The following is a 13901-nucleotide window of genomic DNA, read 5'->3' as shown; positions in this document are numbered from 1 at the left end:
AGATTTGTTTTAAAATATACCAAAATAAAATAAATCAATAGATAAGCATCTGCTAATAAAAAAACCTATGTTAAACTAGCTTATTCATTACTAACCCTAAGTCATCCCATGCTGGAAAGTGATCGCTTAATCAGTAGTCAAAGTATTCTTTCTGAAGAGGCTATAGATAGAGCTATTCGTCCCTTAAGTCTTAAAGAATATATTGGGCAAGAAGCGGTAAGCTCACAAATGCAGATTTTTATTGATGCAGCCAAGAGAAGAAATGATGCTTTAGATCATGTGTTGATTTTTGGTCCACCCGGCTTAGGAAAAACAACCTTAGCTAATATTATTGCGCACGAAATGGGGGTCAATATTAGGCAAACATCGGGGCCTGTTATTGAACGTGCCGGTGATATTGCGGCCATTTTAACCAATCTTCAACCCAATGATGTTTTATTCATCGATGAAATACACCGTTTAAGTCCCGTCATAGAGGAAATTCTTTATCCGGCGATGGAAGACTATAAATTAGATATTATGATAGGGGAGGGACCGGCTGCACGCTCCATCAAATTAGAACTTCCCCCTTTTACATTGGTTGGTGCAACGACACGAGCTGGTTCTTTAACTTCTCCGTTGAGGGATAGGTTTGGGATTGTTCAACGTTTAGAATATTATTCAACCGAGGCCTTAACTCAAATTGTAAGTCGCTCAGCTCACTTGTTAGGGGTGCCCACAGAACCTGCCGGTGCAAAAGAGATTGCTCGGCGTTCTAGAGGGACTCCTCGCATTGCAAACCGATTATTAAGGCGGGTGAGGGACTATGCTGAAGTTAAAGGACAAGGCATTATTTCTGCGGAAATAGCGCGAAAAGCCTTGGAGATGTTAGAGGTTGATCACCATGGTTTTGATCTAATGGATAGGAAGCTACTGTTAGCTGTTATTGAGAATTTTCAAGGTGGTCCTGTAGGTGTTGAGAGCATTGCTGCTGCAATTGGTGAAGAAAAAGGCACGATTGAAGACGTTTTGGAGCCATTTTTAATACAACAAGGCTTCCTTATGCGCACTCCACGAGGTAGAATGGCTACCCCAAGAGCCTACGAGCATTTTGGTTTAAAAATTACTGAGTAAAAATGAAGATAAAGACCCATAAAAATAAAGTGCGTGTTTATGCGGAGGACGTCGATTTTATGGGAATAGTTTATCATGCAAATTACTTGTGTTATTTGGAGCGATCTCGCACCGAAGTATTGCGCGCTTATAATTTGCTTCTTAGTGATCTAAGCACAACAGAGATATTGTTTGCTATTAGCGATTTATCTATAAAATATAGGGCGCCAGCACGATTAGATGATCTGCTAACTGTAAGTACAGAAATAAACAAATTAAAGTCTTGTAGCTTTATATTTGAGCAAAAAATTGTCAATCAAGAGGAACAGCTTATTTGCGAAGCAGAGGTAAAAGTTGTTTGTGTAAATAAAAACTTAAAGCCGAGGCGATTACCCGATATAATTGGGAATTAAAAAATATAAGTAAAATAGACGATATTGGAGAGAAAAGTGGGGAATCAAGCAAATGTATTGATGTATTTTATGCAAGCAGGATTAGTCGTTAAAACGGTCATGCTACTGCTTCTTGTTGCATCTATAGTATCTTGGACTTTAATCTTTCAACGGGCATGGTTTTTTAATAGGAAAAAACAATTAACAGAATCGTTTGCTCGACGTTTTTGGGATAGCGGGGATTTAAGTAAACTTTATGCCGATGTTGATAGTAATCATGACGAAAAACAAGGTATGGCTGCCATTTTCCATGCGGGCTTTAAAGAGTTTGTACGCGCTCGTAAACAGGGTAATGTAGCTATTGAGCCTATTCAACGCGTGATGCAAATTAGTCATGCTAAAGAGGCAGAAAAATTAGAGCAACATTTACCGTTTTTCGCATCAGTGGGATCGATTTCTCCCTACGTGGGTTTATTTGGCACCGTTTGGGGGATTATGACTTCATTCCAAGCCTTAGGCCATGCTCAACAAGCCACTATTGCAATGGTTGCCCCCGGAATTTCTGAGGCTTTAGTAGCAACCGCCCTAGGCTTATTTACAGCTATACCTGCTGTAATTGCCTATAACCGCTATTCAACGCGAGCTAATAATTTGTTAAATCGATATGATGTATTCCAAGAAGAATTGATTTCTTTAATTGAACAACAAACCTCAAACGCAGCAAGAGGATAAAATTTAAAATGCTTCGATCAAAAGCTAAACGCGAGCGGCCTATTTCTGAAATTAATGTGGTTCCCTACATTGACGTAATGCTAGTTTTATTAGTTATCTTTATGATAACCGCACCTATGTTAAGCCAGGGGGTAACCGTTGATTTACCTAAGGCTGCTAGTGAAAATTTACAACCTACCGAACGGGAGCCTATCATTGTCTCTGTAAATCAACAGGGTACTTATTTTTTAAATATCAGTAGTACTCCTGCGGATCCCATTGAATCTCAAGCTTTAGTGGTACGTGTGGCGGCAGAGTTAGAGTTAGCCAAACAAACCAACCAGAAATTAAATGTTTTAGTGAAGGGCGATCAAGGCGTTCCTTATGGGAAAGTGGTACAAGCAATGGCATTATTAAAGCAAGCTGGTGCCGAACAAGTAGGCTTATTAACTGACTCAGAAAATAGTGACTCAGGGAGCAAGGCATGATCAGTACTCCAAGTTATAAAAAAGCATTATTTTCAGCTATTGCATTGCACGCTTTTTTATTAGTTCTTTTATTGACTGACACCTCAAGTCAGCGTCCAGTACTAACAAAAGAAGTAAAAAATTCGCCTGGATTAGACTTACCCATGGCGTCTGCTGCAAAACCAGAAATCGTCAAAGCGGTAAGTATTGATAACAAAGAAGTAATGGATACTGTTAACCGCTTAAAGCAAGAAAGAGAGCAACAAAAGCAAGCTGAATTAAATCGGCAAAGGGAATTGAACCGTCAACTTGAAGCGGCAAAACAACAACGTATTCAAGAACAAAAACAAATCGCTAAATTAAAAGAAGAGGCTAATAGAATTGCTATCGCCCGAAAAAAACAAGTTGAAGAAGAGAAAAAACGCTTAAAAGAATTGGCGGAACAAAAGGCGCGCGAAGCAAAACATGTCGAAGAGCTTAAAAAGCAGAAAGAAGAGCTGGTTAAACAAAAAGAGCTTGAAGCTAAAAAGTTAGCTGAATTAAATAAGAAAAAAGCGGAAGAAAAGACTAAAGCTGAAAAGTTAGAAAAAGAAAAGAAACTCGCAGAAGAAAAAGCTAAAGCGGACAAAGCCCGGGCTGACCAAGCTAAAGCAGATTTGGAGCGTAAACAACAAGAAGAAGCAGCTGCGAAACAACAGGCTGCCGCCAATGCGGAGAAGCAAGCACGAATAGCTGGGGAAGTTGACAAATATAAGGCTTTAATTGTTAATGCCATTGGGCGACACTGGATTTTACCTGACAATGCAGACAGTTCTTTATCCAGTCAATTTAGAATACGTCTTGCGCCCAATGGAGAGGTTTTAGAGGTATCTTTAACTAAAAGCAGCGGTGATGCCTTACTAGATAGATCGGCTCAAACAGCGATTCATAAAGCCTCACCACTTCCTGTTCCAACAGATTCTGAAACATTTAGTTTGTTTCGTGATATTAGTTTAACCGTTCGTCCTGAACAAGTTAGGGGGTAAAACTCGTGATGAATCGAATTATCGCGTTCTTTTTATTAGTTTTTGTAAATCAAGTATTTGCTCTTGATTTAGAGTTAACTCAAGGGATTAATTCAGCTTTACCAATCGCAATTAATTCATTTGGTTCTGATAACGCAGCTCAAGAAATAACCCATGTTATTGAAAATGATTTAAATTTATCGGGGCAATTTAAAATAGTCTCTGGTCCTCAAGGCCCTAATGCACAATCGTCAATTAATACTTTAAAGCAATTAGGTGCAGACAGTGTTGTTATGGGGAGAGTTAATAGGGCAGGCAACTCTTATGAGGTATCTTTTACTTTAAATGATGCTGCCGCAAATGGAGCGGTTTTACTCACTAAAACGTATAAAATTAGTGCAGGACAACTTAGAGCTTTAGCCCATCATATTAGTGATGAAGTTTACCAGAAGCTAACCGGGGAGCGCGGTATTTTCTCAACACGGATTGCTTACATCTCCGTTCAAAGGGGCAGAGGAACTTCGCGCTACTCATTAGAAGTGGCTGATGCTGATGGTCATAATCCTCAAAGCTTATTAGTTTCCTCTGAACCCATTATGTCTCCCTCCTGGGCTCCGGACGGTCGCGCTATTTCTTATGTATCTTTTGAAAAGAAAAAAGCACAAATTTTTACTGTTTCAGTTGAAACTGGCCAACGTCGTTTGATTACTAGTTTTCCAGGAATTAATGGTGCTCCCGCTTGGTCCCCTGATGGACGTCAGCTAGCCGTTGTGCTATCAAAAAGCGGTACGCCCAAAATTTATAGTGTTGATGTAAGTAGTGGTAATATGAAGCAATTAACTTTTGGTGATGCTATTGATACCGAGCCACGTTTTTCCCCTGATGGCCGTAGCTTATTATTCACCTCAGGAAGAGGGGGCTCTCCACAAGTCTATCGTTTATCATTAGGGGATGGACAAGTGACTCGCCTAACCTTTGAGGGTAATTACAATGCGCGAGCATCTTATACACCCGATATGAAAAACATAGTCATGTTGCATCGCGATGATAAAAATTTCAACATCGGATTGCAAAGTGCAAGTGGTGGCCCAATTGCTAGTTTAACCTTCTCAGGTATGGATGAGTCTCCTTCTGTATCACCAAACAGCCGTTTAGTCTTATACGCTACTCATTATCAAGACAAAGGAGTTCTAGGTATTGTTTCCTTAGATGGTAGGATAAGAATACGCTTGCCAGCACGTGAGGGTGATGTACAAGAGCCGGCCTGGTCTCCATATTTAGGATAAGAATGCGACGACTTGTTCTTTTACTATTAATAGTTTTCAGCATCACTGGCTATACATGGAATGGGGCAGGACATAAATTAGTAGCGCAAATCGCTTATGATAATTTAAGTCCTCATGCCAAAAAGATGTGTAGCCAAATTTTCCAAGTAAGAGAGCAGGATTTAGAATCTTATTTTGTTACTATTTCCACTTGGCTAGACGATATTCGCAAAAAAAATCTTCGCCAATTTAATAGCTTACATTACATTGATATTCCTTTTACTAAAGATAAAAGTAAATTGATGCGAATAAAACCTAGAAATGCGGTATGGGCAATCAAACAAGCTATATTAGTTTTAAATTCTGCTAAAACAAATAATGCAACCAAAGCTTTATATTTGAAAATATTGATTCATGTCGTGGGTGATATTCATCAACCCTTGCATGCGAGTACCAAAGTTAGCCGACGGTTTCCTAAAGGCGATTTAGGTGGAAATTTATATCTTTTTTCCAGTAGTCCTTATGGTAAAAATCTTCACCAATACTGGGATAATGGAGCGGGATTTTTAAACAATAAAACCCCACAAGAAACTAGAATAAAAGCACATTTTTTGGAAAAAAATTATCCTTGTAAACTGGTTCAGCAACAAAAACCTGAGCAATGGGCAGATAGGGCGCATTTTATTGCAGCTAATCAGGCGTATTCACTCCGTACCCACAAGAAACCCAATAAAGATTATCAATATAATACCCGCCAAACTACCGAACAACAAATAGCTCTAGCAGGTTGTAGATTAGCTAGGGTATTAAATACTTTAGCTTCTTAATGAAATCTCTATTAAGCTAGTTTTGAGATATTTTATTCATCAAACAGACTAGGAAGTGAACTATTATTACAACCCTTTCAAGCTTTTATATTTAAAGAAAAGGAAATGATAATATCGCAGGAACCCATATTAGAATAAAGAAGCCAGTACCAAACTGTTGGACAAAAGCTAGAAAAAGTTGTTGAGAGCATTAGTCTCGAAATTTTGTATTATCCTTCGAGACTTATTTATTAGATTTTAGAAGAATACAAACACTAATTAGGTTTAACTAGGGTCTTATCGAGGGTAATTCTTCCCATTGCTCCGCTTCTTTTTCTAGAGTAGTAAGATCTTTAGTTAACTGATCTTGTCTGACTTTATTATCCCAAATTAACAGGTGGGTTTTAGCGCTTATCTCTGTTTTAATTGTCTCGATTTGCTCACTGGTGAGCTCTTTTGTATGTCGATAGAACGCATAAAGCTGAGCGCATATTTCTCTAGTTATATCTTCTTCACTTAAGTGCGCATTTTCTGGATTTAAATGAAAATCAATTTTACAACACAAGGTCGTACGTATATTGTTCATATGAAAAAGGGATAAGAATGCGCGGTAATAAGAGTTGTTACGTATAAACAAGGGTATAAGGGGATTTATTAAACACCAAAAACCATCTAACCTAATCACAAGAATAGGCGACTTCGCTTCTAGGGCCATCTTGGCTATTCCTACATACACCCTATGAGGCTTCTGACCTATTTTTGCAAAATTACCTTGAGGAAAAAGTGCTATGCAACCATTGTCCTTCAGTTCTCTATTGGCAATAACTAAAGCTTCAGCATTTGCTGATTGTCCATTATTTCCTTTAGATGCATGGGCTTTTATGGGGATTGTTTTAAACATAGTCATAAAAGTGGATACACCTGGAACAACATTATAGGCATCCGTTGCAAAAAAACGCGGTGGCCTCCCTTTCATTTTTGACGCAACAACCATTCCCTCCCAACCTGTTCGATGCGGGCCTATGGCCACTAAGCTTTTTTCGGTATCAGTAAGCTCTAGATCCCCTTTTTTAGTATGAAACATATTCATAGTTAAAATCAAAAAACCAGCTATGATGCGTGCTAATCGACTTTCATAATTAAAACGATTATTTGATTCAGCAAACTTTGCAATTGAAACCGTCGCAATAAGGATACCGGCTAGCAAAAACAATGTGGTATACGCGCTTGATATCGGCTCATCATCAATGCTACAAAAATTAAAATCATCCGAATAAAGATCAAAGCCAGGCATGTTTACTCCTTTAAGATAAATAGAATCAAGAGGCGTATTATATTTTCGAACATTGAGGCTCAGTCAAGTACTTATTGTGCTAGCTGTCCTCACGAAGTTTTAGGATTGTAGCTCGACGTTGTATAACCGAAAGCCAAAAGATAAAAACCAGCGGCTAGGATATATTACCTCTGCAGCAGAGTTACCATCAGAAATCCTATCTTCCATAAACAAAAAAACTCTTAATAATACCTTAATTTAATTTTTATAAAATGCACCTAGTTTTCAACTTTGGATAAACTATGCCTATATATAAAATTAAGTCACCCGTTATATTATTTAATCATAATGATTATGGGACCCGTTTATTGTTTCAACAAGGTGAAGTTAACCCAAGAAATGAAATAGGAAAAATGGGGGTAGGCCTTCATGGCTGGTTTAGTTCTTTATTTTATAAAACTATCACCATTGAGGCTACATTAATTAATGAGATGGGCAGGAAAGATAAACAACGTTTTCTGGTTAATCGTAATAGTTTAATTAAATATTTAGGAAAGGCCGCTTCAGCAACACTTAATGATGAAGCATTAATTGATTTGCTTCACCAAAAAATGATTGCTAGTACTAATCTAAATCAAGTTTCGGATGAAGATAAGAAAAAACAAAGTGCGGCTGGGGAGCATTTGCGCCATGCAGGGGAACATAACCAACGCTCGCTTAGCTTTAGTTTCTGGGATAGTCTTGTAGGGCGGTTTTTAAGTTGGCTCTATCAAAAAACAGTGGTTAGCCTTGATAGCTTTAAAAAACGTTTTATCTTTGTGCGCAATGAAAAAGAGTTATTAGAAGCAGGTGAGATATTAGCTAAAGCACGTTTTCATGAAGCCTACGCCGAGGTTCCAGCTTATAAACAACACATGCTTCGTTATAATGGCAAAATTGTTGATACCACAACACTCCGTGATATACCCATCACTAATAAAGAGAACTATATCAAATATCAAAAATATGACTCTGATACTCATAAATATGGTAAATACCCAGCTTATGGGAAAGTAGATACCTCTACGGGTACTACCGGAAAAGCTACTGCCTGGGTAAGGGGAGATAGAGAACTCGAGGTCGTGAAAAAGACTTTAGAGTTAGCTGAAAAAGCTCAGTTTGGCAACCGTAAAATTTCTTATATTAATGCTTTTGCTTTAGGCCCATGGGCTACGGGTTTAACAGCATTTGAAGCAATGCGAAATACAGGCTCCGTATTTGCAACGGGACCCGATAACGAAAAAATTCTTGATGAAATCTTACGTATTACCCAATATGAGCAACGACAACTTCAATTAGAAGTTTCTAAATTTAGAACTGACAATCCCAATGTAACTCAAGAACAAGGGGAGGTAATCTCCTCATTGATTACTAATATTATTCGACAAGTATTAAAAAATCGCCAAGCTGATTTAGAAGAGGTTTTAGAACAGCAAATAACTAAAATTAGCCTTCAAAATCAACAATTTATTAATCGATATAAAGATGAGATTATTGAACTTAGCAAAAAATTAAATGCTGAAAAAACACAGATTTTAATCACTGGATATCCTCCTTTTCTTAAAGATTTCGCAGCCTATGTGAAAATGAAAGGCTATAAGCTCAGTGAGTTTTCACTGATTAGCATTGTAGGAGGACAAGCCATTTCTGAGGCAATGCGTGATATCTTAATTCGCGATGGCTTTAATGATATTTATTCCTCTTATGGTGCCTCTGATTTAGATGTTAATTTAGGCTCAGAAACGGATGACGAAATTATTGTTCGTAAAGCCATCGAGAATAATCCAGGCTTGGCGCGCGAACTTTATGGCGTCAACAAAGGCTTGCCTATGGTATTTCATTATGATCCGATGAATAACCATGTGGAATGTGATAATACAGAGCAATCAAAAGATGATTTAATTTTTACTACGACCCGAAATGATCGCTCTTCTCCGCGCATTCGCTATAACTTAGGTGATAAAGGTAGAATTTATGCTGCAAGCGATGTACAAGCTTTATTAGCTAAATACGGTATTTTCCATAAACCGAAAACACCTTTTCCACTGATGTTTATTTGGGGTCGTGATTCCACAGTCGTATTTAATGGTGCTAACTTAGCCTTCACTGAATTAGAGCGCGCTGTCGCTGATCTAGATACAGATGGACAAATTTTAAAAAAGGCATTTTACAGTTATCAAGATGCAGAAGGTAATGACAAGCTTGAGTTTTGGCTTGAGCTTAATGATGAGGTGGATCTCTTTGACGACGAAACAATGCGAAATTTTGCCCAGCAGTTAATAACAAAACTAGTAGGTATGAATCAAGATTTTCGCTATCAGGTAGAGCATTTAAATGATGGAACTGAACTCCCCATGGTTCGTTTCTTTAAACGAGGACAGAGTCCCATTAGTGAAGCAGGTGGACATCGTAAACAAGTTCTGGTGTTCCAAAAAGAGAATCTACCAGAGCATTACAATTTCCCTAATCCGGATCAATGTCGAGGGGTGAGTTTGTTAATGAGCAGATCTTTACTGGCGGAATCCGAAGAAAATAGGGCTAGTGTGGCATTACCATAGTGTGATGCACTACATCAATTTTTTAATATTGGAGCAGCTTTTTCATGAGTCGTAAACAATGGATGGAAATTCTTGAGTATGGTCGATGGGCCCCATCACCGCACAATACCCAACCGTGGCTTTTTCGTTTTGAGGATGATGATACCCTCACTTTAATGTACGACCCGAAAAGATTGATTCCCGGCACAAATCCTACCGGGAGTTTTATGCAAGTAGGTTTTGGGATATTAAATGAAACTTTAGCGGTAGCCGCAGCACCTTTAGGTTTAGATATTGCTGTGAATTATCAAGTAGACAAATTAGATGCGAGTAAAGAGGGCCCACAAGCCTTAGCAAAATTAAAGCTTATTCCGCGTAAAAAAGAAGAGCAACTGAATAGAAAATTAATTCTCGATCGCAGAACTTCACGCCTACCTTATAATGGTGAGACGGTGTCATTAGAACTACTTAGAGAGCTTGCTGCAATTGCGAAGGAGTATAACCATTTATTTGAATTTTCTAATGATAAAGCTCAAGTAGATTGGGTTGTGCGGTTGAATGCAGATACTATGTTTGCAGATATGAGTGAGACGATAGCACGGAATGAAGTAGGGTCTTGGATGCGTTTTAATAGAGAGAGCGCTAAAAAGAAACGCGATGGTCTTGCTGCCTATACTATGCATGTACCAGGAGTAGTCATGTGGCTTTTTGTTCATGCCAACTGGATCTTTAATATTCCCGGTGTGTACCAATTGGTGCGTTGGGTTTATGAGCGAACGATGCGTGGTACGGCAACAGTCGCTTGGATTTCTGGGCCTTTTAATACGCCTACAGACTGGGAAAAAGCAGGACATATGATGGCTAGGATCTGGCTTACAATGACCAAATATAATGTTTACCTCCATCCGTTTGGAAGCGTCATCACCAATCATAAAGCACATAAAGAAATGGATGAGCATTTCCGAAATGATTCTCGCGAACATGATTTATGGATGCTAATGCGTTTAGGCTATGGTGATACCCCACCGCAAGCACAACGTATTGAATTGGAGGATATGATTGTTTCGCCTGCAGCAGAAGCATCATTAGACAAACTAACCCAGACCAATCAACATGGCCTATTTGCTCCACCCAAGCTCAGGTCAAATGACATGCTCGCACATCAGGATGAGTTGGCCTGCACGATATAAAAAAGTTTTGTCTTGGCTCAGCTTTATGTTGAACCAAGACAAAGAAAATTAAGACAGTGCAATAATGTCAAAAAAGTGAACGTGCGCCAGAACGCCATCTTCCCATCCGTCTACAATTAATTCAGGAGCGTGTTTTTGTAGCTGTTGGGCCACCATTCCAGAGAAATGAGATTGCTGAGCCTCGCTATGGGCAAAACTATCAAATATTGCAAAGCTCGAGGGACCGGTTTTTAATGCCAACCATAAATGAGTTTGCTCTTCATTGGCATCTACATTTTTAGCAGCTGCTAGCAAAAAATCCTCCAATTCAGGCTCTTTTCCTGGTTTTGCTTTAAAAGTAATTAAGTTAGCAAGTTTAGACTTAAGTACTTGTTCTTTAATAAATTGATTGCTAGCTATGATATCAAAGTTATTTACATTATGAACAACCCCTGTTTCCCATCCGCCCTTTATTAAGTCCGGCGCATTAAGTTGAAGTGCCTTAGCTACTTGGCCTTTGAAATGTTGCTGTCTGTCACTTTCTTGATAAAAAAGATCGAATATAGCATAACTATTATTTTCTTTCAGACCAAACCATAGTGGTGTCCCAGGTTCTGTTTGACGAACCAATTGACTGCCTTGTTTTAAAAAATGCTCGAGCTTTAACTCTGCTCCAGCTACCCCCTCCAAAGGAAGGTAAGTTGCTTTTTCAATGGTTTGTTCGTTAATCATTATATTTTACTCCTCAGGTTATTAAAGTGGTAGGAGATTAATCTATCTATCAGTAGATAGATTAATCGCTTAAAAAATTTTAACTTAACTTTTGAATAAATTGTTTTAATAGTTTTGCATAAGATAAATCATTATATAATCGTGCCATTAATAAACTACCTTCTAATTGCATCAATATATACTTTGGAAGATTAGACTCAGAATAAAGTCCGTTTCCTTGCTTATCATAAGCCTCCATAGTAAGTATTTCTGTTATCCATTGCTCCAACAGATTAAAAAAATAACGAGTCTTCATTTTTATCTTGTCCGGCAAAGACAGTACATCCGAGGCCAGCATACCCCCTAAACACATTTTCATCTCGTCTTCTAAGGTTAGCGAAAAAATCAAATTGACTAAATCCTCTAACTTTTCTTGTAAAGAGAGCTGTTTATTGCTTTTAATTTTTTCTAATAGAGGAGACAAATAGTTAATTTGCCATTCAATCACCGCAAGTCCTAAATCTTCCTTACTGGGATAGTAATAGTGAATGCTAGAGGTTTTAATCCCGATCTCGCGCGCGATGTCTTTATAGCTAAATGCGTTATAACCCATTTGTTGAATTAAACGTTCCGCAGTAGTTAATATTTTTTCTTGCATAGATATAGTCATAGCGCCAATTATATCTACTAGTAGATAGATGTCAAGGGGATTAACCATTGTGTTAAAATTAGATCAGAGTTTTCCAGAAAATTTAATAAACTTATTCGCTAATGCCTTATATCAGGGTATTATCTATAAATAGTTAACACCTATAATTGATATGCTAATAAGAAGAAAAACACGCAAGCAAATGATTGGTTTTGTTTTAACCGGGCTCTTGAGTACCCTAATTATGTATGCCTGTTATTTATTATTTTATCAATTTTTTTCTTACCAATACGCTTATTTTTTTTCTTATTTTATTTCAATAATTGCATTATATTTTATGAATGTACGAGTTTTTAATCGCTATATCGCATTGCACAGTTTTATAAAATTTCCTCTGGTTTATGCCATACAATATTTAATTGGTGCTGCTGGATTAGAACTTCTTGTTGATGTTGGCATACCAAAGATATTTGCGCCGGTATTGGTAGTTATTCTACTCTTTCCAGTTACTTTTATATTAAATAAATTAATTTTTAAAAGTTAGATGGGTTCTCATCGTGCTCAAATTATGACTTATCTTATGAGCGGCTTGATTTGCTGACCAAAGTGCTCATAAGAGTCTGTTAATTGCACGGGGCAACCAGTTTATACCTTAATATTTTACCCATATTGCTGCCTGATTTTCGGCGCTAAAAAATTTTAGATAGGAATATACTTATATCAAGCCCAACAATTGAATTTATTAAGATGAATCTAAAAAAGCAGCAGGAATATTATCAGGCTTTATTAGCAAGGGATTCTAGCTACGATGGCCTTTTTTATGTCGGTGTAAAAACTACGCGCATATTTTGTCATGTTATTTGCCCCGCAAGAAAACCCAAATTTGAAAACTGTGAGTTTTTCTCAACCGCAAAAGAAGCTTTACTCGCTTCTTATAGACCATGCTTACGTTGTAAACCCTTATTAGCTCCCAATCAACAGTCACCTGTAATTGAGCGTTTAATCGCAGCGGTTGAAAGTCATCCTGAAAAACGCTGGAAAGATCGAGATTTTAAAGAGCTTGGAATAGACGAGTCTACTGCAAGACGACAATTTAAAAAAAGATTCGGTATGACTTTTGTTGAGTATGCACGAGCAAGGAGAATGGGATTAGCTATGAATTACATTAAAAATGGACATTCCATTATTGATGCTCAATTGCAAGTAGGTTATGGGTCTTCAAGTGGCTTTCGAGATGCTTTTTCTAGGGCTTTGGGCGATGCTCCTGTCCGGGCTGATGGTAGAGCCTTATTAGCTGCTTGGATTGATACGCCGCTGGGACCAATGATTGCAATTGTTGATCATTCTTATCTTTATTTACTGGAATTTATTGATCGACGGGGCCTAGAAAATGAAATTGAGCGCTTAAGAGTGCGCCTTAGAATGGGCGTTATTCCTGGACGAACCATTATAACGGAGCAAATTGAACAAGAAGTAAATAGTTATTTTTCTGGTGTGTCCTTTCAATTTTCTACTCCCTGTTATTTACTAGGATCAACTTTCCAAAAGGCCGTCTGGGAAGCGTTGAGAACTATTCCAACAGGTCAAACCTGTTCTTATTTAGCACTTGCTAGGGCCATAGGGAATGAAAAAGCATTTCGTGCAGTGGCAAACGCAAATGGCAAAATTAGCTAGGTCCGGGGATCTGGAACAAAATTCAGGAAAAATAAGAGCTATTCCCGGTTTGTTAGTTCATTCACCTTACTCTCAGAATGGCTTATCCACAAGTCCATAGGCCAGGAGAGCT

The 13901-nt window shown here is 38.0% G+C and carries 14 protein-coding genes; 11 read left to right on the top strand and 3 right to left on the bottom strand.

What is annotated here, in order from left to right; all coding sequences use genetic code 11:
• Positions 1–108: 108 nt before the first annotated feature.
• The 7 genes from ruvB to ELY15_RS02955 are packed head-to-tail and all read left to right on the top strand — an operon-like array spanning position 109 to position 5758.
• Positions 109–1113 (top strand): Holliday junction branch migration DNA helicase RuvB, encoded by a 1005-nt coding sequence (ruvB, locus tag ELY15_RS02985; RefSeq protein ID WP_127098164.1) that lies wholly within the window; start codon positions 109–111, stop codon positions 1111–1113.
• A gap of 2 nt (positions 1114–1115) precedes the next feature.
• Positions 1116–1505, top strand: a complete 390-nt coding sequence (ybgC, locus tag ELY15_RS02980; protein ID WP_127098163.1) for a tol-pal system-associated acyl-CoA thioesterase — start codon at positions 1116–1118, stop codon at positions 1503–1505.
• A gap of 60 nt (positions 1506–1565) precedes the next feature.
• On the top strand, positions 1566–2216 hold the full coding sequence (tolQ, locus tag ELY15_RS02975; protein WP_127098188.1) for a protein TolQ: 651 nt from the start codon (positions 1566–1568) through the stop codon (positions 2214–2216).
• An 8-nt stretch (positions 2217–2224) separates the two neighbouring features.
• Positions 2225–2683 carry a protein TolR gene (tolR, locus tag ELY15_RS02970; protein WP_127098162.1) on the top strand — a complete coding sequence of 153 codons (459 nt, stop codon included), beginning with the start codon at positions 2225–2227 and terminating at the stop codon, positions 2681–2683.
• Positions 2680–3687, top strand: coding sequence for a cell envelope integrity protein TolA (gene tolA, locus ELY15_RS02965; RefSeq protein ID WP_127098161.1), 1008 nt, complete (start codon positions 2680–2682; stop codon positions 3685–3687). Before tolR ends, tolA begins: the two co-directional genes overlap by 4 nt.
• A gap of 5 nt (positions 3688–3692) precedes the next feature.
• Positions 3693–4952, top strand: a complete 1260-nt coding sequence (tolB, locus tag ELY15_RS02960; protein WP_127098160.1) for a Tol-Pal system beta propeller repeat protein TolB — start codon at positions 3693–3695, stop codon at positions 4950–4952.
• A 2-nt stretch (positions 4953–4954) separates the two neighbouring features.
• Positions 4955–5758 (top strand): S1/P1 nuclease, encoded by an 804-nt coding sequence (locus ELY15_RS02955; protein ID WP_127098159.1) that lies wholly within the window; start codon positions 4955–4957, stop codon positions 5756–5758.
• A 268-nt stretch (positions 5759–6026) separates the two neighbouring features.
• On the opposite strand, the gene ELY15_RS02950 is transcribed toward ELY15_RS02955, so the two are convergent.
• Complete coding sequence (locus ELY15_RS02950; RefSeq protein ID WP_127098158.1) at positions 6027–7031, bottom strand: 1-acyl-sn-glycerol-3-phosphate acyltransferase; 1005 nt, start codon at positions 7029–7031, stop codon at positions 6027–6029.
• Positions 7032–7312: 281 nt separating this feature from the next.
• Here ELY15_RS02950 and ELY15_RS02945 point away from each other — a divergent pair, with 281 nt between their 5' ends.
• Positions 7313–9607, top strand: coding sequence for a hypothetical protein (locus tag ELY15_RS02945; RefSeq protein WP_127098157.1), 2295 nt, complete (start codon positions 7313–7315; stop codon positions 9605–9607).
• A 44-nt stretch (positions 9608–9651) separates the two neighbouring features.
• Positions 9652–10776: a hypothetical protein gene (locus ELY15_RS02940; RefSeq protein ID WP_127098156.1), complete on the top strand. Its 1125-nt coding sequence runs from the start codon at positions 9652–9654 to the stop codon at positions 10774–10776.
• Between the two features lie 48 nt (positions 10777–10824).
• Here the strand turns inward: ELY15_RS02940 and ELY15_RS02935 are convergent, their stop codons facing one another.
• Together ELY15_RS02935 and ELY15_RS02930 are read right to left on the bottom strand one after the other, a co-directional pair.
• Positions 10825–11487: a hypothetical protein gene (locus ELY15_RS02935; protein WP_127098155.1), complete on the bottom strand. Its 663-nt coding sequence runs from the start codon at positions 11485–11487 to the stop codon at positions 10825–10827.
• 79 nt (positions 11488–11566) lie between these two features.
• Positions 11567–12124, bottom strand: a complete 558-nt coding sequence (locus tag ELY15_RS02930) for a TetR/AcrR family transcriptional regulator (RefSeq protein WP_127098187.1) — start codon at positions 12122–12124, stop codon at positions 11567–11569.
• A gap of 163 nt (positions 12125–12287) precedes the next feature.
• On the opposite strand from ELY15_RS02930, the gene ELY15_RS02925 reads away from it, so the two are divergent.
• Positions 12288–12659: a GtrA family protein gene (locus ELY15_RS02925; protein ID WP_127098154.1), complete on the top strand. Its 372-nt coding sequence runs from the start codon at positions 12288–12290 to the stop codon at positions 12657–12659.
• A gap of 203 nt (positions 12660–12862) precedes the next feature.
• A complete protein-coding gene (locus ELY15_RS02920; protein WP_127098153.1) occupies positions 12863–13789 on the top strand; it encodes a bifunctional transcriptional activator/DNA repair enzyme AdaA in 927 nt (308 codons plus the stop codon).
• The last annotated feature ends 112 nt before the right edge of the window (positions 13790–13901 follow it).

The sequence above is a fragment of the Legionella sp. km772 genome, from assembly GCF_003989735.1.
GTDB lineage: Bacteria > Pseudomonadota > Gammaproteobacteria > Legionellales > Legionellaceae > Legionella.
This window is presented reverse-complemented; position numbering and strand designations above follow the sequence as displayed.

What these genes read in the sequence shown, in the direction of transcription:
- ELY15_RS02925 (WP_127098154.1), top strand. Translation starts at nt 12,288, where the DNA reads ATGCTAATAAGAAGAAAAACACGCAAGCAAATGATTGGTTTTGTTTTA.
- ELY15_RS02930 (WP_127098187.1), bottom strand. Translation starts at nt 12,124, where the DNA reads ATGCAAGAAAAAATATTAACTACTGCGGAACGTTTAATTCAACAAATG.
- tolR (WP_127098162.1), top strand. Translation starts at nt 2,225, where the DNA reads ATGCTTCGATCAAAAGCTAAACGCGAGCGGCCTATTTCTGAAATTAAT.
- ruvB (WP_127098164.1), top strand. Translation starts at nt 109, where the DNA reads ATGCTGGAAAGTGATCGCTTAATCAGTAGTCAAAGTATTCTTTCTGAA.
- tolQ (WP_127098188.1), top strand. Translation starts at nt 1,566, where the DNA reads ATGTATTTTATGCAAGCAGGATTAGTCGTTAAAACGGTCATGCTACTG.
- ELY15_RS02950 (WP_127098158.1), bottom strand. Translation starts at nt 7,031, where the DNA reads ATGCCTGGCTTTGATCTTTATTCGGATGATTTTAATTTTTGTAGCATT.
- ELY15_RS02920 (WP_127098153.1), top strand. Translation starts at nt 12,863, where the DNA reads ATGAATCTAAAAAAGCAGCAGGAATATTATCAGGCTTTATTAGCAAGG.
- ELY15_RS02940 (WP_127098156.1), top strand. Translation starts at nt 9,652, where the DNA reads ATGAGTCGTAAACAATGGATGGAAATTCTTGAGTATGGTCGATGGGCC.
- ELY15_RS02945 (WP_127098157.1), top strand. Translation starts at nt 7,313, where the DNA reads ATGCCTATATATAAAATTAAGTCACCCGTTATATTATTTAATCATAAT.
- ELY15_RS02955 (WP_127098159.1), top strand. Translation starts at nt 4,955, where the DNA reads ATGCGACGACTTGTTCTTTTACTATTAATAGTTTTCAGCATCACTGGC.
- ELY15_RS02935 (WP_127098155.1), bottom strand. Translation starts at nt 11,487, where the DNA reads ATGATTAACGAACAAACCATTGAAAAAGCAACTTACCTTCCTTTGGAG.
- ybgC (WP_127098163.1), top strand. Translation starts at nt 1,116, where the DNA reads ATGAAGATAAAGACCCATAAAAATAAAGTGCGTGTTTATGCGGAGGAC.
- tolA (WP_127098161.1), top strand. Translation starts at nt 2,680, where the DNA reads ATGATCAGTACTCCAAGTTATAAAAAAGCATTATTTTCAGCTATTGCA.